Consider the following 16439-nt stretch of genomic DNA (forward strand, 5'->3'; position numbering starts at 1 on the left):
TCAATATCATGGACGAATCGCAAGCACGGATCGCCTTCGAGAATGCGATCCAGACGTACCGTCAAGACTTCAATACCTTTTTTCTGGCCCGCCTGTTCGGGATGAGCGTCGAGTACGGTGAAGCCTCATGTACCGTCACGATGCCGATTCGCGACTTCATGTATAACCCGCAAGGCTCTCTGCATGGAGGGATAACCGCGACACTCCTCGACATCTCGATGGGGCACCTGCTCAAACATCACGTGGGGGCAGGCGCGACACTCGAAATGAACATCCAGTACATGCGCGCAGCACGCGAGGGAACCCTGACAGCTTGCAGCCATTTCATGCGGAAGGGGCGGCAAATCTGCTTTCTCCAGTCAACCGTGTCGGACGAGTCCGGCGCCCTCGTGGCAAGCGCAACCTCGATCTGGAAAGTGCTATGAATTTCGACAAAGGACGCATATGAAGCAATCTACGCTGTCCCCTTCCGAGCGCGCGCCTCGAGACTTGAGTGACCAGCGACTGCTGGAAAGTGCGACGTCTTTTCTGTTCGTCCCTGGCGATCGCCCCGAGCGTTTCCCGAAAGCGCTGCAGAGCGACGCAAATGTCGTCATCATCGACTGGGAGGCCTCGGTCATAGCGTCCGGCAAGAACGTAGCAAGACACAACACAATCGCATTCCTCGCTAACTCGGACGGCCGTCGGGTAGCCATCCGCGTCAATCCCGTGAGTAGCAGCGACTTCAATCTTGATGCCGCGGCGTTGCACCAGATCTCCGGTCAAATCGCCGGCGTATTTCTGACCATGGTCGATTCGGCGGATCAAGTGACCATGGCCCAGGACGCACTTCCCCCCAACACGGCGCTTGTGGGAATGATTGAGACAGCGCGAGCGGTGGTCCGTGTCGACGAAATCGCGTCGGCGAAGCCACTCTGCCGTCTTGCATTTGGCAACATGGACTATCAGACCGACGTCGACCTCCCGCCCGACGACCACGTCGGCCTGATATATCCGAGCTCGAGAATCGTTGTGGCTTCGCGTTCCGCTGGCCTGCCTGCTCCAATCGCCGGCGTCACCGAAAATATTGCCGACCTGGATGTGTTCGAGCAATCTGCTCGCTTCGAACGCAACCTCGGATTCCTCGGCAAGCTTTGCGTCCATCCGACTCAGCTCGCGTTGACACAAGCGATCTTCGCTCCTTCCGCAGCCGAAATCGAATGGGCCGAGAGAGTCATTACGGCAACGCAAAATACGCACGCGGTCATGATGGATGGCCGCATGATTGACCGACCGGTTATCGAACGGGCGAGGAAGATTCTGAATCGCGCGAAAGTGGTTCTCGACTGATCGATATCTCGCTGCTTCCGCCGGTGTTATTTTTCGCGTCCTGCTTGATCATGTCCGATGCCTTCTCGGCAATCATGATGACAGGCGCATTTGTATTGCCGGACACGATTGTCGGCATGATGGATGCGTCGACTACACGCAATCCGGCGATACCACGCACTCGAAGTCGCTCGTCGACCACCGCCATCTCGTCGCTCCCCATCTTCGCCGTTCCGACAGGGTGATGAATCGTGGCCCCGCTTCGCCTGGCAAAATCGAGCAGCTCATCGTCACTGCCAGCCGAGGACCCGGGCCCCACTTCGTGCGAGACATACGATGAAAGCGCAGGTGCAGAGGCAATTTGCCGCGCGATCTTCATGCCATTCACAAGCGTGACGCGATCGCTTTCCGCATGCAGGAAATTCGGACATATTTTGGGCGCAGCCATCGGATCCGCCGACGCAATGTGAATCGACCCGCGACTGACCGGACGCAACGGAGACGGGCCAATGGTCATGCCCGGCTCCGGGTCCAACACCCGCTTCACGGGATCCTTGAATGTCGCGTCAGCAATCGTATATTGGATGTCCGGCGTCGCAACGTCCGGTCGGGTACGCACATAACCGCACACCACCCCTGCTGCGAACGTCAGCACACCGCGTCGCGTGAACGCATACTTGACGACCTCTTTGGCGAGGTTCAGACCATGCACCTTTTCGTTAACCGTGATCGGCCTGGTTACCCGCCAGGACATGCGAACGATGAAGTGGTCCTGGTAGTTCTCACCCACCCCGGGCAACGCGTGACGCACCGGTATCCCGTGCGCTCGCAAAATTTCGGGGTTCCCGATGCCGGAGAGTTCCAGAAGCTGCGGCGACTGCACCGCGCCAGCCGCCAATATCACCTCCCGACGAGCCTTGACGGCACGAGCTTGCCCTCGTTGCACAAAGGTGACGCCTGTTGCGCGTTTTCCCGCTAACGTGACCGACGTTGCGTGTGCTTCAGTTTCAACCTTGAGATTCGGACGCGCCATCGCGGGCCGCAAATATGCCCGGCTAGTCGACCAGCGACGGCCATCTTTTTGCGTAACCTGAAAGTATCCGAACCCTTCCGTGTCACCCGAGTTGTAATCCGGATTGATCGGATAACCACACTGCGCTGCGGCGGCAATGATCGCATCGGGAACTTCACCACGCTCGTAGAGATCCCGGGTATTCAAAGGCCCGCCTCTTCCGCGCCACGGCGCCGGCGTACCCTCCCAGTTCTCCGCTTTGCAGAAGTACGGCAGAACCTCGTCCCACGACCAGCCGCGGTTCCCAAGCGCAACCCAACCGTCGTAGTCTTGCCTCTCGCCGCGCACATAAAGCATCGCATTGATAGAGCTCGTCCCACCGAGCACACGGCCGCGCGGAATCGAAATCGGTCGATTGTAAGTGTAAGGATCAGGTTCGGACCAGAATCTCCAGTTGAGCCGCGGCATATCCAGCGTCTTGATATACCCGACCGGGATATGAATCCAGATATTTTTGTCTCGCCCGCCGGCCTCGAGCAGAAGCACGGAAACACCGGCATCCTCGCTTAACCGCGCGGCTAGCGTACATCCGGCCGAACCCGCGCCGACGATGACGTAATCAAACTCTTCAACTGCGTCTCCGTGATGGTCGATTCCGCTCTCCATCATTTTCCTCTTTTATGTTTCGACGTGCTTCTGCACGATGCGTGAAGGCTAGCTCTCGGCGATTCAGTCCTTCAACCTGCCATTTACACAACTTCCTCGTTGCTTATTGAGCAGATTCATCGGGTCCTCCTATCGAACGTCCGTGATGCCGGATCGCTATCTTCTACAGAGCGAGAATGAAGCGGTTTGCGATCGCTGCACCATCCCGCATCGGAATCGTTCTCGGCTGGTCACCCGGTACGATCTTCAGGACGGCGACTTTCGTGCCATCGCACGCCTGAATTTTCTCCTTCAGCAATGTCAATTCACTGTCCGAGGTAAGTGTGACCGCATTCTTGAGCCCACAGCCCCGGGCCACTGCAGCCAGATCAGTTCCGATGCCTGTCGCGGTACGCTGCATTCCCGTTTCCGCATACTGTTCGTTGTCGAGCACGACGATTGCGAGGTTCGGCGGGCAATGTTGAGCAATCGTCGCAAACGCACCCAGGCCCATGAGCATCTCGCCGTCGCCGGTGAATACGATGACGGGACGCTGCGGCTGTGCAAGGGCGAGACCGAGGCCCACCATGGCTGCTGAGCCCATTGCGCCCCAGTCGTAGAAATTGAGCGAATGATCGCCTGCCGCAAAGACATCGTAGATCGGTGATCCCAGGCCCGCGACGACGATCGATTCTTTCCTGTCATCAAGCAGGTGTGCAACTGCGGCACGGCGTTCCAATCGAAGTTCATTCATCTTTGCTCTACCTTTACTTTGCCCAATTTTTGCGACCGATAAGTCGCTGTGCCAGGAGAACCGCGACGCATCGATTCGAGTAGAACGCATGATCAAGCGCACCCGAGCAAATCTCCCCGACGGCTTCCGGATCCTCCGCGCGAAACACGTCGAAGCCCATCAATTCCAGGGCCGCGCCGGCTCGCTTCCCCATCGGAATCTGCCACGGTATGAACTCGGCAAACTCTCCTCGCATCGTGACCAAGAGGACCAACGGGAGGCGACAGTTTTCTGCCAGCGTGAACATGTTCAAGCAGTTGCCAACCCCCGAAGACTGCATGAGAACGACACTTCGCTTCCCACCGAGCCATAGCCCGGCTGAAAGCGCGACGCCCTCCTCTTCCGTTGTCAGTACGGTGGTACCAATGTCGGCGTCCTGCTCGCACAAATGAATCAACCCACGATGCCCTCCATCCGGCACGTATGAAATGTGCCCGACATTGGAAGTCTTGAAGGCTGAATGAATGTCATGCTGCCAAGGACGAATGTTCTGATCAGCGTCTGATGTCATCGGAATAAGAGATCAAGTAGATACACCAAGCCTACGATCCCGCACTGGCTTCCATGCCCGTTACTTTTGTCCGTCAAGGCATTAACTCAGTAGTGCGAAATCAACCGACGCCTTGTCGAGGTAATGATCTAAAGGCGCCCTGGAAAGAGTCGTGAGGCTGAACGCGTACGACCGCTCCAAGGTCATACGAATCACCTCACGAGGCTACTCGAGCCGCATGACGAACGGATTGGCAGGTTTCCCGGTAGCGTTGTTGATCCAGACCGTCTTGCTTTGCATGTAGGCTTTGATCATCTCCTGCCCACTTTCTCTCCCGAGGCCACTGTCCTTCACGCCGCCAAACGGCGCCATGTAACTGAGCGCTCGGTACGTATTGACCCACACCGTGCCCGATTGCAATCCCTTCGTCATTCGGAACACGCGCGCCATGTCCTTCGTCCATACACCTGCCGCGAGGCCGAAATCCGAATGGTTGGCCAATGCCAGTGCCTCTTCCTCGTCTTCAAACGGAATAACGGCAAGGACCGGCCCAAAGATCTCACGCTGTGCCAACTGCGAGTTGTTATCGACGTCCCGGAAGATGGTCGGTTCCACGAAGAGTCCGCCGTTGGGATGATCGTACGGCTTGCCGCCCCACGCCAACACGGCCCCTTCCTTCTGCGCATCCGCGATGCAACTCAGAACCTTGTTGTAGTGAGGCACGTTTGCGAGAGGTCCGTACTGAGTTTCCGGCTCGAGCGGATCACCCATCTTCACGTCCTGCGCCATTTGACGGATCTTCTCGAGAAACCCGTCGTAAATCGAACGCTGCAGCAGCAACCGCGAACCGGCAATGCAAGTCTGACCGGCCGCGGCAAAGATGCCGGACGCCACGCCCGCCGCCGCGGCATCGAGGTCAGCATCCTCAAATACGATGTTCGGCGACTTCCCACCCAGTTCCAGCGTGACGTGCTTCAGATCTTCCGCAGCGGCCCGATTGATCGCCTTGCCAGCCGCATCGGATCCAGTGAACGCGATTTTTGCCACGTCCGGATGCGTGACAAGCGGTGCACCAACGGCCTGCCCGGTTCCGCACACAACGTTGATCACGCCCGGAGGGAATCCGGCCTTCTCGAAGAGTTCCGCAAATGCGAGTGTCGATGCGCTGGCAAACTCCGACGGTTTGATGACGAATGTATTGCCTGCGGCGAGGCCCGGCGCCAACTTCCAGGTCAGCAGGAGCAACGGGGAGTTCCACGCCGTGATTGCAGCCACAACGCCGAGCGGTTCCCACGTCGTGTAAACGAAGTGATCCTTCTTCTCGATCGGCAACACACTGCCTTCGATTTTGTCCGCGAGGCCGCCATAGTAGTAGTACCACTGTGGAAGATTACGCAGTTGAATCAACATCTCGCTCAGAAGCTTTCCGTTGTCTCGAACCTCGATCTCCGCGAGCCGCTGCGCGTTATCGGTGATCAAGTCTCCGAGTCGACGAAGCATCGCGCCACGTGCGGTCGCCGACGCTCCGGCCCAGGACGGTGACAGGAATGCGGCACGCGCAGCCTTCACCGCCGCATCGACGTCCTCTGCGGTGCTATCCGGGATCTCGCACCACGTCTCGTTACGATATGGGTCAAGACTCGGCAACCACTTCCCGGACGCTGACGGAACGCGCCTTCCATCGATAAAGTTTTCAAATCTCTGCATGATTCGCGATTCCTCTTAGCTCACTGTTCCGTATAGTCAGATAGCAATATAACGACGGGGTGCGCTCCGGAGCATTTCGTTTTGATATCGGACCATTGATGCCGGCAATACTACGGGTAGGGCGACGAAAGTACCTGCCGGCGGCCGGCTGCAAATTAATTCGTGGTCCTTATCGCATTAGATTTGTTCGATCCGCTCTCTAACGCGGTCAACCATCCCTATCGAGTTTCAGCGCTTGGCTCAGGCGCCGCCGGTCACCCGCGTCAGCCAGCCGTGTGTATCCGGCGCCGTGCCGTGCTGGATCGCCAGAAGCCTATCTCGGAGATTCGCTGCGACGGGACCGGGTGCGCCACCATTCACCACGATATCTTCACCAGTGGACGATTTGGCGCGCCCGACTGGCACGATAACCGCCGCCGTTCCGCATGCGAATACTTCTGTAATTGCCCCCGAACGACACCCTTCGCGCCACTCCTGAACATCGATGCGCCGTTCTTCCACTTCATATCCACCATCTTTGGCAACCGTCAGTAGACTGTCCCGCGTCACCCCCTTCAACAGCGTGCCCGTCGCCTTCGGTGTGACGAGCGTTGTTCGATCTCCGTTTTTGAAAACAAAATACACGTTCATCCCGCCCAGTTCCTCGATGGTCTGCCGATCGAATGCATCCAGCCAAACCACTTGCTCGCAGTCATGTGCCGCGGCTTCGGCCTGTGCAGCAAAACCGCCCGCGTAGTTGCCGGCACACTTCGCTTCGCCGGTGCCCCCACGCGCAGCGCGAATATATTTGTCCGATATCCACACCGTGATCGGCGCCAATCCATTGCGAAAGTATTCCGAGACCGGGCTCGCAAGCACGGCAAAGGTGTACGACTGCGATGGTTTCGTGAGCAACCGCACATCCCGCGCGAACATCATCGGACGCAAGTACAGCGCCGCGCCGATGGCATCGGGCACCCACGTTCGTTCAGTCTGGACAAGTGCGTTGAGCGACGCCACAAACATCTCTTCCGGAACCGGAGGCATGGCCATGCGTTCCGCACTTTCCCTGAATCGACGGGCGTTCATTTCCGGACGAAACAGTGCGACGCCACCGTCGGGGGTCGCGTAGGCCTTCATCCCCTCGAATATTGCCTGGCCGTAGTGGAGCACCGTAGACGCAGGATGCATTTCGAAAGGCGCCACGGCGGCAATACGGAAATCGTGCCAGCCTTCCGTGGGCGCGTACTGTGCTGTGAGCATATGGTCGGTAAAGAGCTCGCCGAAGTTGAACTTCGACTCCATCAATCTCTTCCGCTCGTCTGCGGAGCGAGCCGTTGCGGACAGGTGAATCGCAATCTCTGCGCTCTTACTTTGCGTGGTCATCGTATCTAGGGCCTAGTCGTTGGTTAATCCGGGAACCGTTCCGTACGGAGCGGTGCGAAGTAAAGGTAGCCCCGACATATCGATAGTGTCTTGAACCTTTGTGCGCGTTACGCCCTTTCCTGTGCGCAGCCCTCCTGCATTGCCCGCGAGCCAGCTTTGTGCGACGATGCCAGCCAAAGTCGAAGTGAGATAGAACCTTGGACGAGGGATCGAACAAGCGCCCTCGGACGACACACATTGCACCGCAGCATGGCATCCTTGCGACCTGGCGACAAATCCGCTGCCCAAACTGCACCGAAGGAAACCGGGCGTGTCGAACGCTCAGGATCCGGGCGGGACTGGATGCGCGTATCTTCCGACGATGCCCTTTTTTATCGAATCGAGGCTTTTTTCAGAGGCCGAGCGTATGGCCCGCATCGTCACGACACTTACGCGGTCGGGATAACCACCGCCGGAATTCAATCGATCCGCTATCGGGGCGAATTGGTGCATAGCTCACCGGGCGATACCGTCGTCATTCACCCGGACGAAATACACGATGGGCGGGCCGGAACGGTTGCTGGATATTGCTATCGCATCGTCCATCTGCAGCCGGAAGTGCTTCAGCAAATTCTCGGCCAGACTTCCCTTCCGTTCATCAAGGAAGGCGTGTCGCAAAACGCGCAGCTATATCGAGCGATATGGGCGATGCTCAGAGAGTTCGACCGCCCGCTTGAACCGCTCGAGCGTACAGATCTCCTGTTTGATCTCGCTACGGCCCTGCAGGCCGCCGCCGGGACAGCCAAAGCAAAGCACACCGGCAACATCAAGGCAGCGCTGATTGCCCGCGATTGCATCCGGAGCGCCCCTAGCCAGCGGATCGAGTTGGATGTGCTCGCGAGGGAGAGTGGACGTGACCGATGGAGCCTCTCGCGCGACTTCCGGCAGTTCTTTGGAACGAGCCCTTCCAGATACATGACAATGCGCCGACTGGATATCGCCAGGCGTCTGATATCGAATGGCACGCCGCTAGCCGAGTGTGCGGCCGCGGTGGGTTTTGCGGATCAAAGTCATATGTCTCGTCAGTTTGTCGAGGCGTTTGGACTGACGCCCACTCGATGGTTGACTATGTTGCGATGAACACCGTGAAGGCGTTGCGCATCGGTCTTTGCGCCATAGCGTGGACCGATCCGTCATTGTGTGAGCCAAGCACATCATGAGGCAGCGGCCCGCGGGCTGCCGCCTGAACTATCCGCGGAACTGCTGGAGCAGTTGATCGACGGGCCGACGACACCGGCCGAAGCAGAGGACCTGACGCAGGCGTTTCCACCGGGCTCGCCATCCAGTGAGCTCGGGTAAAAACGACTTGCCAATGTCTTTTTGGCGAAACAATGTCGCCGGGAATCTCCTTCGTCACCCGCCATCATGAAAGACGACCCGGTGCACCTCGGTCGGTCCATTACTCGTTCGCAGATCGATCCTACGTTGGGCGCGACGCCATTCAACCGGCGCTTCACGTGCAATGACGTCGACAGCCATGCGGAATGCACGCACGGCTGGTCGATCCGGCTCGATCAATTGTCGCCCGGGCCGTTCCAGGGCACGCTGCACGAAATTCGTTTCGACGGCATGCAGTTGCTGCGCGAACGCGTGAATCGCGCGTTACTCAAGCGCGGCGATCAGCGCGCCGGCAGCACATCATTCAGCATCCCGCTGGAAACCGCGGGCGCCGGATACTGCGGCGGCACGCCGCTGCGCGACAAGGCATTGCTCGTCTCCGGCGGTACGTCGCTGCCCGAGCTGCGCACGCCCGACCATCAGGACGTCGTGCTGCTGACGGTGCCGACCGACACGCTGCGCACGCTGGCATGGCTCACCGATGAAGACGACGACGGCGACTGCACCGGAACCTTGTCGAACGAAACCAGCATCGTCCGTGTGCCGGCCGCCCGCTACGACGCGTTGACATCCCTGCTGGTGGCCGGCTTCGATGCGGCCGACACGTCCGAGCACCCGTTCGCGCGGCCGCAAGCGCGCAAGACGCTGCGCGACGCCATTCTGATCGAGCTCGTCGACGCGCTGGAAGCAGCCGGCCGCCCGGTTCGGCTCGATCCGTCCGCGCGCCGCCGCATCGTCGAGCGCGTGCGCGAACTCGTCGTCTCGCAGCCCGACGCGCCGCTGACCGTGCTCGACGTGTGCCGCGCAGTGGGCGCAAGCCGGCGCAAATTGCAGTATTGCTTCGAGGAAATCCTCGGCACGCATCCCGCGTGGTACTTGCGCGTGCTGCGGCTCAATGGCGTGCGCCGCGAACTGCGCGAGCATTCTCCATCGAACGCTTCGGTCAGCGACGTCGCCTGCCGCTGGGGCTTCTGGCACCTGAGCCGGTTCGCGGCACACTACCGGGAGCTGTTCGGCGAACTGCCGTCCGACACCCTCAAACGCCCACCCCGATAATTACCAAAAGCGGATAACGCGCCGGATTTTGACGTTCCTAGACTCCGTACACATTTCAACTGTACGGGGAACGGCACGATGAAGATCCTCAGACGTCCGCACGGCGCGCAGCGCCGCGGCGCACGGACGACCACCGTCGCAATCGGCGCATTGGCGGCCACGCTCGCCTGCCATCCCGCCCGCGCGCTCGAAAACGACGGCCCCATCACGCCGTTCGGCGTGTTCGATTTCGGCGCGGGAATCACGCCGCCGTCCACGCCCAACGGCACGCTCGCCACGCGCTTCGCGTATTACTCGACGCACACGCTCCGCAACGGCGGCAACGCCGACTTCTCGCTGACTGTCGCGTCGTGGAGCCTCGCATACATCAGGATGACTAACGTCAAATTGTTCGGCGCCAACGTCGGCTTCGGCGCGATCGTGCCGTTCCTGAACCTGAACGGGCACGTAAACGTGCCGACGCCGGCAGGAACGCTCGCGATGTCGGCCAATCCGACTAATATCGGCGATGCGGACTTTCAGCCGCTGATCCTCGCGTGGACGCTGCCGAATCTGTTCGTCAACATCGCGCTGCAGGCGCAGGCGCCGACCGGCGCCTATCGCGCGTCCCGACTCTTCAATCCCGGCGTCAATCACTGGACCTTCTCGCCGATCATCGGTGCGACCTACATCACCGACAGCGGATTCGAAATCTCGACCAGCATCGAGATCGACCAGAACACGACCAATCGCGCGACGAACTACCGCAGCGGCACCGGCTTTCGCCAGGAATTTGCGGTCGGCCAGCATATCGGCCCGTTTACCGCGGGCCTCGGCGGCTACGTCGAGCGGCAGTTGAGCAACGACCATGGCCCGAACGTCGACGGCAACCGCGCGCGCGTCAACGCGCTGGGCCCGGCGATCAGCTACGTCGAACCGGGCAGGCCCGCGATATGGCTGCACGCGTACAAGGAATTCGGCGCGCAAAACCGCGCGCAGGGGTATCAGGTCGCGCTGCGTGCGGCGCTGTCGTTCTGATGTTCCGTTTCGGGAGCCGTCGATGAATCCGTTTTCTTCAACGCCCGGCGCGCGCTATGCGGGCGCCGTCAGGCAGGCCGGCGCACGCCAGGGCGCCGTGCTGCTGCTCGGCAGCAGCCTCACCGTCATGGGCGCGGTGATGATCACGCCGATCCTGCCCAAACTCGCGGCCGAATTCGTGCCGGCCGATCCGCGGCTGGCCGGGCTCGTGCCGCTCGTTGCGACCGGCCCGGCGCTCGCGATCGCGCTGTGCGCGCCGCTCGCCGGCTGGCTTGCCGATCGCGTCGGACGCAAGATGCTGCTGTTGCTCGCCACGCTCGTGTACGGCCTGGTCGGCGCCGCGCCTGCATGGCTCAACGACCTCGGCGCGATCCTCGCCTGCCGGTTCGCGCTCGGCGCCGCGGAAGCGTGCGTGATGACGTGCTGCACGACGCTGATCGGCGACTACTGGCGCGGCGAGCAGCGCGTGCGCTACGTGAACCGGCAGGTCGTCACGATCGGCCTCGTCGGCACGGTGTTCTTCGTGCTCGGCGGCGCCGCCGGCGAGCACGCGTGGCGCTATCCGTTCTATCTCTATCTGCTGCCGATTTTGCTCGTGCCGGCGATTGCGACCGTACTGTGGGAACCGCTGCGCGACGGCGAACCCGCCGAACCGGGCGACGGCGTCACGACGCTGTCCGGTGCCCGGCTCGCATCGACGCTCGCCACCGGCTACGTGCTGATCTGCATCGGGATGGTCAGCTCGTTCGTGGTTCCGGTGCAGATGCCGCAGCTGATGATCGACATCGGCCAGCGCTCGTCGACGGTGATCGGCGCGGTAGCGGGCGTCGGCCTGCTGTCGACGCTGGCCGGTTCGATCGCATGGCCATGGTTGCGCGCCGCGCTCGGCCGCCGCTTCGTCAACGTCGTGCTGCTTGCGCTGCTTGCGACGGGCCTCGCCTTGCTGGCCCGCGCCCATACGGTACCGGCCATCGTCGCGGCGGTCGTGATTCACGGCTTCGGCGGCGGGATACTGGTTCCCAATGCAATCCTGCCGCTGATGCGCACGCTGTCACTCGCGATGCGCGGGCGCGGCCTCGGTGGGTTCACTGCCGCGCTCTATCTCGGGCAGTTCGTCAGCCCGCTGGTCGTATTCGGTTGCGCACAGGCGTTCGGCGGCCTACGCCCCGCCGTGTTCGCGATTGCGGCGGGCACGGCCGTCATCGCGTTGCTCTGGTTGTTGCCGGCAGCTCGCTGCCGCGGCGACGAATGATCCACTCACGTACTCATGTTCTCCAACGATAGACCCATGAAAGACTTCCAGACGCTCATCGCCACGCACGACGGGATCGCGCTCGCGGCACTCGTCCGCGCAAAAGAAGTGACACCGACGGAACTGCTGGATGCCGTCCGCGCGAATCTCGACGCGATCGACCCCATGCTGAATGCCGTTGCGGAACGGCTCGACGACTCGGCGCGGCACGCGGCCTCTGCGTTAACCGGCGGCGAAAGCGTGCTCGCCGGCGTGCCGACACTGATCAAGGACCTGTTCATGCCGGTGCGCGGCGCACGCATGACGAACGGCTCTTTTCTGTTCGGCGACTACCGGCCCGACTTCGACGGCGAACTGGTGGCGCGCCTGCGGCGCGCGAGCATACCGATCGCGGGAACGTCGCTGTCGCCGGAACTGGGCACGTCGTATTGCACATCGTCCACGCGCTTCGGCATCACCCGCAATCCGTGGAGTCCGCACGTAACCGCAGGCGGGTCGAGCGGCGCCGCGGCGGCGCTCGTCGCTGCCCGCGTGCTGCCGTTCGCGCACGGCAACGACGGCGGTGGCTCATTGCGCGTGCCGGCGTCTTGCTGCGGCGTGTTCGGCCTGAAGCCGACGCGCGGCCGCACGCCGAATGGCCCGATGATCGGCGAAGGATGGGCGGGCATGGGGATCAACCACGCGATCACGCGCTCGGTTCGCGACAGCGCCGCGCTGCTCGACCTGACCGCCGGCGCCGATACCGGCGCGCCGTATGCGGCGCCGTATGAGGCCGACACATTCGTCGCGGCCACGCAGCGCGATCCACGCCCGTTGAAAATCGCCGTGATCGAGCAGGCGCCGCCGTGGCCGCTTCACCCGTCATGCCGGGCCGCACTCGACCATACCGTCGCGTTGTTGCGCTCGCTCGGCCATCACGTCGAACCGCTCGACAGCCCCGTCGATTCGGAAGCGTTCTATGGGCGCGTATTCACGATCATCGGCGCGCAGACCCGCGCGCTGGTCGACGCGCTCGGCAGCCAGCGCGGCCGTGCCGTGCGCGACGACGAAGTCGAGGCCCGCACGCGCATCATCCTTCGGGAGAAGGGCAATGTCAGCGGCGCGGAATATGCAGGCGCCGTCGACTGGATTCATGCGCTGGGCCGCACGTTCGGCCGCTTGATGGAGCGCTACGACGTGCTGCTGACGCCGACGCTCGCAATGCCGCCGCTAGCGCCGGCCGAACTTGCCACCACGGACGACACGCAGTCGCTGAGCGAAGTCATCGAGCGGTCGCATCGGTTTTCTCCATTCACCGCATGGTTCAACGCGACCGGCCAGCCCGCGATGTCGGTGCCGCTTTACTGGGACGAGCAAGGCCTGCCGGTCGGCAGCCATTTCGCTGGTGCGTTCGGTGCGGAATCGCTCCTCTTCTCGCTCGCTGCTCAACTCGAGCGTGCGCAACCTTGGGCGAATCGCGTACCGCCTCTGTCCGTTGGGTTATGCGTATAGCGCGCTTCGCCGGGCGATGATTCCCTTGCCGCTTCATATTTCCCAATGCCTATGCAGTAGGAATCGTGCCCCCATCGATCACATACTCCGTTCCGGTGATCGTGGCTGCGCGCGGAGAAGCGAGGAATGCAATGAGGTGCGCCACCTCGATGGGTTGCGACGGCCGCCCCAGCGGAATGCCGCCCAGTGAATTCATGATGATCGTTTTCCCACCCTCGTAGTCGGTGCCCGCCTGCAAGGCAAGCCGCTCGGCCAGCGCCACGGATGCCTCGGTTTCAACCCACCCGGGCGCCACCCTAACGACACGAATGCCCTTCGGTGAAACCTCTTTCGACAGGCTCTTGCTGTATGTCGAGAGCGCGGCCTTTGCCGCCGCATAGGCGGTGGTCGATTCCGGTAACGGAAGTTCGCGTTGGATCGAGGTGACGTGAATGACGACGCCGGCACCCTGTGCCAACATGCCGGGCAACAATGCACGATCCAGCCGGACGGCAGGAAGCAGATTGAGGTTCAATTCTTGCCCCCACTCGTCTTCACCCAATGCGGCGAACCCTCCACCAGGTGCCATCGAACCACCCGCGACGTGGACGATGATGTCCACGCCTCCAAAGTGGTCCGTGACGGCCCTTGCCACCGCATCGCAGCCGTCGACTGTCGTCAAGTCTGCTGCGACGAAGACGTCAGCCAACGTATCGGTCGGCTCTCCTCTGGCCGTGGTGAGTACTTTCGCGCCGAGTTCGTGGAACAGGCCGACGACGGCCTTTCCGATCCCCTTGGTGCCTGCCGTCACCAGGACGCGCTTGCCTTGCAATTCCAGGTTCATGGCCATCAACCGATCTCCAACGACTTGATCTTGTCGCCTTCAAGGCTGAACACATGATCGAGCTGGACAGGACTACCCGGGAAGTTGCCGACGACATTGGCCGTGACCGTCAGCCGATCGCCTTCCTGCGAAGCGCTGACTGGCTCCGCGGTGTACTCGTATTTCTTCCGCGCCTCCTGTCGCCACGACTCGATGGCACCATGGCCTCGGTGCGTCCGCCCTTCGTCAACGACGACCGCATCCTGTGAGAAGACACGCACGATGTGCGTAACGTCCTCGCCATTGGTGATCTTGAAGTAGGCAGCGACTGGATCGGGTAGTGAAAGTGACATGGTTGCGTTCTCGCGATAGTTGGCTGTACTGGTATTTTCGCCATAGACTATCTATTCAACAAGAACGCACCGGAAAGTAAGTTACTGCGCTATGGGAAAGATATACACGCCCGCGACCGCCGCACTGGGAGTAGAGGAAGTTCTTCGACTGCTGGAAGGTCGATGGAAACTGATCATCCTTTTCCATTTGTTCGATGGAAAAGTACAACGCTACTCGGATCTCGAGAAGTTGATCCCCGGGATTTCTCAGAAGATGCTGGCCCAACAACTTCGGCAACTGGAATCCGATGGAATTGTGTCGCGAAAGCTGTATCCGCAAGTGCCGCCGAAAGTCGAGTACCGTCTAACGGATTGGGGGCAGGCTTTGTGTCCTGCTTTGGACGCGATGCTGAAATGGGCGGAAAAACGCGAAGCCATGGTTGCGACGCCCGTTCCGGACGACAACACTGACGACTGATGAGTGGGTTAGCCGACAGAACGCTTCCGCGGCGGCGGCGGCCCCGCGTCGTCAGAAACGCTGCTGGTAGACTGACTCGCAGCGACCGCGGACACCGCACGACGTGGCCGATTTTCGGCGGATCCTCGCGCAGCGTTAGAATAGCGCCCCTTCTCATGGGAGACGACAATGTCCTGGTTCATTTACGAAGTGCCCGAATACCACGAAGACGCCGCGCGCATCGAGCCCTTTAGCGACCTGCGTAGCCGTGTGCTGAAAGTCAGTGGCCCGGCCATGGCCGACGAACTGGAAAGCGTTCGCGAGAACGCCGCGGCGACAGCGGACACACCCGAGCGCCCGCTGCGTACTCCGGAAAATCCGCATGTCTTTCCGATTCCTTACGCCGACTCCATGATCCTGGTCGGGTTCATCTTCGATCTGAAACGCGATTTCCGGCAACTGGTCGTGTCACCCGTGGAAATGCCCTGGCTGAAAGACGCGTAAAAGGCGGTCTGAACGGAAGTCGACGGGAGCGTTGTGCTCATTCGTGCAGCACTTCGAATTCGAGCTTGTGCGTCGCTCACGCATTGAACGCAGCGCCTTGCGGATGCCGATGTCGCGCCGGCCCCGGATCGCAATCGCAGCGCACCAGCCGCGCACACCGTCGCGACAACTGCCACCACGATCGCAATGATCGACACAAACCCGCCGACAGTCACGCACTCCGATTCCACTCAAACACGTCCCGCCTCGTCTCGATACCCGCCCAGCCCAATTTCCCTCCGAACGCCGCTTCATCGCGGCAAAAATATGCCCCGCACGCGAGGTTGGATGCGCGTATGATGAATTTGCCCGAGTGCACGTAAGCGGCTTGACTGCTCACCCCGCCCCCGCCCCTCTCTCGCACGTGTCGTTGCCCCTTTCGCGTCACCCCGCCACGCGTTGGCGATCCGGTAAGAACGGGCTCATCCTCACGGTTCGTCGCCACGAGCGCCACGAGTTCGTGACGAGTTTTCGCCGCTCAGCGAACAAAAATTTCAAATCCAAAAAGGAAGGTGGCAATCATGAGCTGGTACTGCGATGTGGAGCACGAGCTGGCGAATATCAGGCGATCGATCGGATTACTTGAAAAGACGCAACATGCGTTCGTCAACCGATCGTCCGTCAATGATCCCGCGTACTGGCGAGTCAAGCTCAACAAGCTCCGCTTGCGATTCGAGCGCAACAAGGTGCTCGAACTCCAGATGGATGAGCTTTTTGCTCGCCTCCAGCGAATTCAGGATGCGAGCTTCCGCAAATAGAAGTTTGCCGCGCGCGTGCGGTCCAGCGACAGTC

Annotated in this window: 18 protein-coding genes; 11 read left to right on the forward strand and 7 right to left on the reverse strand. The window is 61.0% G+C overall.

Going from position 1 to position 16439, the window contains the following annotated elements; genetic code table 11:
• Positions 1–8: 8 nt before the first annotated feature.
• Both ABIC50_RS11225 and ABIC50_RS11230 read left to right on the forward strand, forming a co-directional pair.
• Entirely contained in the window at positions 9–425 is a 417-nt protein-coding gene (locus ABIC50_RS11225) for a PaaI family thioesterase (protein WP_165754493.1), read from the forward strand.
• 19 nt (positions 426–444) lie between these two features.
• Positions 445–1329 (forward strand): HpcH/HpaI aldolase/citrate lyase family protein, encoded by an 885-nt coding sequence (locus tag ABIC50_RS11230; protein WP_354163829.1) that lies wholly within the window; start codon positions 445–447, stop codon positions 1327–1329.
• Here ABIC50_RS11230 and ABIC50_RS11235 read toward each other — a convergent pair.
• The 5 genes from ABIC50_RS11235 to ABIC50_RS11255 form a co-directional block, all read right to left on the reverse strand.
• On the reverse strand, positions 1277–2986 hold the full coding sequence (locus ABIC50_RS11235; RefSeq protein WP_354163831.1) for a GMC family oxidoreductase: 1710 nt from the start codon (positions 2984–2986) through the stop codon (positions 1277–1279). The genes ABIC50_RS11230 and ABIC50_RS11235 overlap by 53 nt on opposite strands.
• A 163-nt stretch (positions 2987–3149) precedes the next feature.
• The gene (locus ABIC50_RS11240; RefSeq protein ID WP_354163833.1) at positions 3150–3719 is read right to left on the reverse strand and encodes a thiamine pyrophosphate-dependent enzyme; all 570 of its coding nucleotides are present in this window, start codon (positions 3717–3719) and stop codon (positions 3150–3152) included.
• 13 nt (positions 3720–3732) lie between these two features.
• A complete protein-coding gene (locus tag ABIC50_RS11245) occupies positions 3733–4269 on the reverse strand; it encodes a hypothetical protein (RefSeq protein WP_011661282.1) in 537 nt (178 codons plus the stop codon).
• Positions 4270–4473: 204 nt separating this feature from the next.
• Positions 4474–5955, reverse strand: coding sequence for an aldehyde dehydrogenase (locus tag ABIC50_RS11250; RefSeq protein ID WP_354163835.1), 1482 nt, complete (start codon positions 5953–5955; stop codon positions 4474–4476).
• Between the two features lie 240 nt (positions 5956–6195).
• On the reverse strand, positions 6196–7320 hold the full coding sequence (locus ABIC50_RS11255; RefSeq protein ID WP_471685634.1) for a branched-chain amino acid aminotransferase: 1125 nt from the start codon (positions 7318–7320) through the stop codon (positions 6196–6198).
• Between the two features lie 249 nt (positions 7321–7569).
• Here ABIC50_RS11255 and ABIC50_RS11260 point away from each other — a divergent pair, with 249 nt between their 5' ends.
• From ABIC50_RS11260 to ABIC50_RS11285, 6 genes are all read left to right on the forward strand, one after another.
• Entirely contained in the window at positions 7570–8439 is an 870-nt protein-coding gene (locus ABIC50_RS11260) for an AraC family transcriptional regulator (protein ID WP_354163839.1), read from the forward strand.
• Between the two features lie 60 nt (positions 8440–8499).
• Complete coding sequence (locus ABIC50_RS11265; protein WP_354163841.1) at positions 8500–8658, forward strand: hypothetical protein; 159 nt, start codon at positions 8500–8502, stop codon at positions 8656–8658.
• A gap of 66 nt (positions 8659–8724) precedes the next feature.
• Complete coding sequence (locus tag ABIC50_RS11270; protein ID WP_354163843.1) at positions 8725–9753, forward strand: helix-turn-helix domain-containing protein; 1029 nt, start codon at positions 8725–8727, stop codon at positions 9751–9753.
• A gap of 78 nt (positions 9754–9831) precedes the next feature.
• Positions 9832–10770 carry a SphA family protein gene (locus ABIC50_RS11275; protein ID WP_354163845.1) on the forward strand — a complete coding sequence of 313 codons (939 nt, stop codon included), beginning with the start codon at positions 9832–9834 and terminating at the stop codon, positions 10768–10770.
• Between the two features lie 22 nt (positions 10771–10792).
• Complete coding sequence (locus tag ABIC50_RS11280; protein ID WP_354163846.1) at positions 10793–12022, forward strand: MFS transporter; 1230 nt, start codon at positions 10793–10795, stop codon at positions 12020–12022.
• A gap of 36 nt (positions 12023–12058) precedes the next feature.
• Positions 12059–13513, forward strand: a complete 1455-nt coding sequence (locus tag ABIC50_RS11285) for an amidase (RefSeq protein WP_354163848.1) — start codon at positions 12059–12061, stop codon at positions 13511–13513.
• Between the two features lie 49 nt (positions 13514–13562).
• On the opposite strand, the gene ABIC50_RS11290 is transcribed toward ABIC50_RS11285, so the two are convergent.
• Both ABIC50_RS11290 and ABIC50_RS11295 read right to left on the reverse strand, forming a co-directional pair.
• Complete coding sequence (locus ABIC50_RS11290; RefSeq protein WP_354163850.1) at positions 13563–14342, reverse strand: SDR family oxidoreductase; 780 nt, start codon at positions 14340–14342, stop codon at positions 13563–13565.
• Positions 14342–14668 (reverse strand): nuclear transport factor 2 family protein, encoded by a 327-nt coding sequence (locus tag ABIC50_RS11295; RefSeq protein WP_354163852.1) that lies wholly within the window; start codon positions 14666–14668, stop codon positions 14342–14344. The genes ABIC50_RS11290 and ABIC50_RS11295 overlap by 1 nt, the downstream gene beginning before the upstream one ends.
• Before the next feature lie 91 nt (positions 14669–14759).
• On the opposite strand from ABIC50_RS11295, the gene ABIC50_RS11300 reads away from it, so the two are divergent.
• The 3 genes from ABIC50_RS11300 (at position 14760) to ABIC50_RS11310 (ending at position 16405) form a co-directional block, all read left to right on the forward strand.
• A complete protein-coding gene (locus tag ABIC50_RS11300; protein WP_175696034.1) occupies positions 14760–15125 on the forward strand; it encodes a winged helix-turn-helix transcriptional regulator in 366 nt (121 codons plus the stop codon).
• A gap of 168 nt (positions 15126–15293) precedes the next feature.
• The gene (locus tag ABIC50_RS11305; RefSeq protein ID WP_354163854.1) at positions 15294–15608 is read left to right on the forward strand and encodes a helicase; all 315 of its coding nucleotides are present in this window, start codon (positions 15294–15296) and stop codon (positions 15606–15608) included.
• A 560-nt stretch (positions 15609–16168) separates the two neighbouring features.
• Positions 16169–16405 carry a hypothetical protein gene (locus ABIC50_RS11310; RefSeq protein WP_011661270.1) on the forward strand — a complete coding sequence of 79 codons (237 nt, stop codon included), beginning with the start codon at positions 16169–16171 and terminating at the stop codon, positions 16403–16405.
• The last annotated feature ends 34 nt before the right edge of the window (positions 16406–16439 follow it).

Origin of the sequence: Burkholderia sp. 567, assembly GCF_040545115.1 — a bacterium.
In the GTDB taxonomy this organism is placed as follows: domain Bacteria; phylum Pseudomonadota; class Gammaproteobacteria; order Burkholderiales; family Burkholderiaceae; genus Burkholderia; species Burkholderia ambifaria.

Bases quoted from the DNA above. Each gene is read 5' to 3' on its own strand.
- ABIC50_RS11250 (WP_354163835.1), bottom strand. From the start codon at position 5,955: ATGCAGAGATTTGAAAACTTTATCGATGGAAGGCGCGTTCCGTCAGCG.
- ABIC50_RS11285 (WP_354163848.1), top strand. From the start codon at position 12,059: ATGAAAGACTTCCAGACGCTCATCGCCACGCACGACGGGATCGCGCTC.
- ABIC50_RS11305 (WP_354163854.1), top strand. From the start codon at position 15,294: ATGTCCTGGTTCATTTACGAAGTGCCCGAATACCACGAAGACGCCGCG.
- ABIC50_RS11260 (WP_354163839.1), top strand. From the start codon at position 7,570: ATGGCATCCTTGCGACCTGGCGACAAATCCGCTGCCCAAACTGCACCG.
- ABIC50_RS11270 (WP_354163843.1), top strand. From the start codon at position 8,725: ATGAAAGACGACCCGGTGCACCTCGGTCGGTCCATTACTCGTTCGCAG.
- ABIC50_RS11255 (WP_471685634.1), bottom strand. From the start codon at position 7,320: ATGACCACGCAAAGTAAGAGCGCAGAGATTGCGATTCACCTGTCCGCA.
- ABIC50_RS11230 (WP_354163829.1), top strand. From the start codon at position 445: ATGAAGCAATCTACGCTGTCCCCTTCCGAGCGCGCGCCTCGAGACTTG.
- ABIC50_RS11275 (WP_354163845.1), top strand. From the start codon at position 9,832: ATGAAGATCCTCAGACGTCCGCACGGCGCGCAGCGCCGCGGCGCACGG.
- ABIC50_RS11290 (WP_354163850.1), bottom strand. From the start codon at position 14,342: ATGGCCATGAACCTGGAATTGCAAGGCAAGCGCGTCCTGGTGACGGCA.
- ABIC50_RS11300 (WP_175696034.1), top strand. From the start codon at position 14,760: ATGGGAAAGATATACACGCCCGCGACCGCCGCACTGGGAGTAGAGGAA.
- ABIC50_RS11240 (WP_354163833.1), bottom strand. From the start codon at position 3,719: ATGAATGAACTTCGATTGGAACGCCGTGCCGCAGTTGCACACCTGCTT.
- ABIC50_RS11280 (WP_354163846.1), top strand. From the start codon at position 10,793: ATGAATCCGTTTTCTTCAACGCCCGGCGCGCGCTATGCGGGCGCCGTC.
- ABIC50_RS11295 (WP_354163852.1), bottom strand. From the start codon at position 14,668: ATGTCACTTTCACTACCCGATCCAGTCGCTGCCTACTTCAAGATCACC.
- ABIC50_RS11245 (WP_011661282.1), bottom strand. From the start codon at position 4,269: ATGACATCAGACGCTGATCAGAACATTCGTCCTTGGCAGCATGACATT.
- ABIC50_RS11225 (WP_165754493.1), top strand. From the start codon at position 9: ATGGACGAATCGCAAGCACGGATCGCCTTCGAGAATGCGATCCAGACG.
- ABIC50_RS11235 (WP_354163831.1), bottom strand. From the start codon at position 2,986: ATGGAGAGCGGAATCGACCATCACGGAGACGCAGTTGAAGAGTTTGAT.
- ABIC50_RS11310 (WP_011661270.1), top strand. From the start codon at position 16,169: ATGAGCTGGTACTGCGATGTGGAGCACGAGCTGGCGAATATCAGGCGA.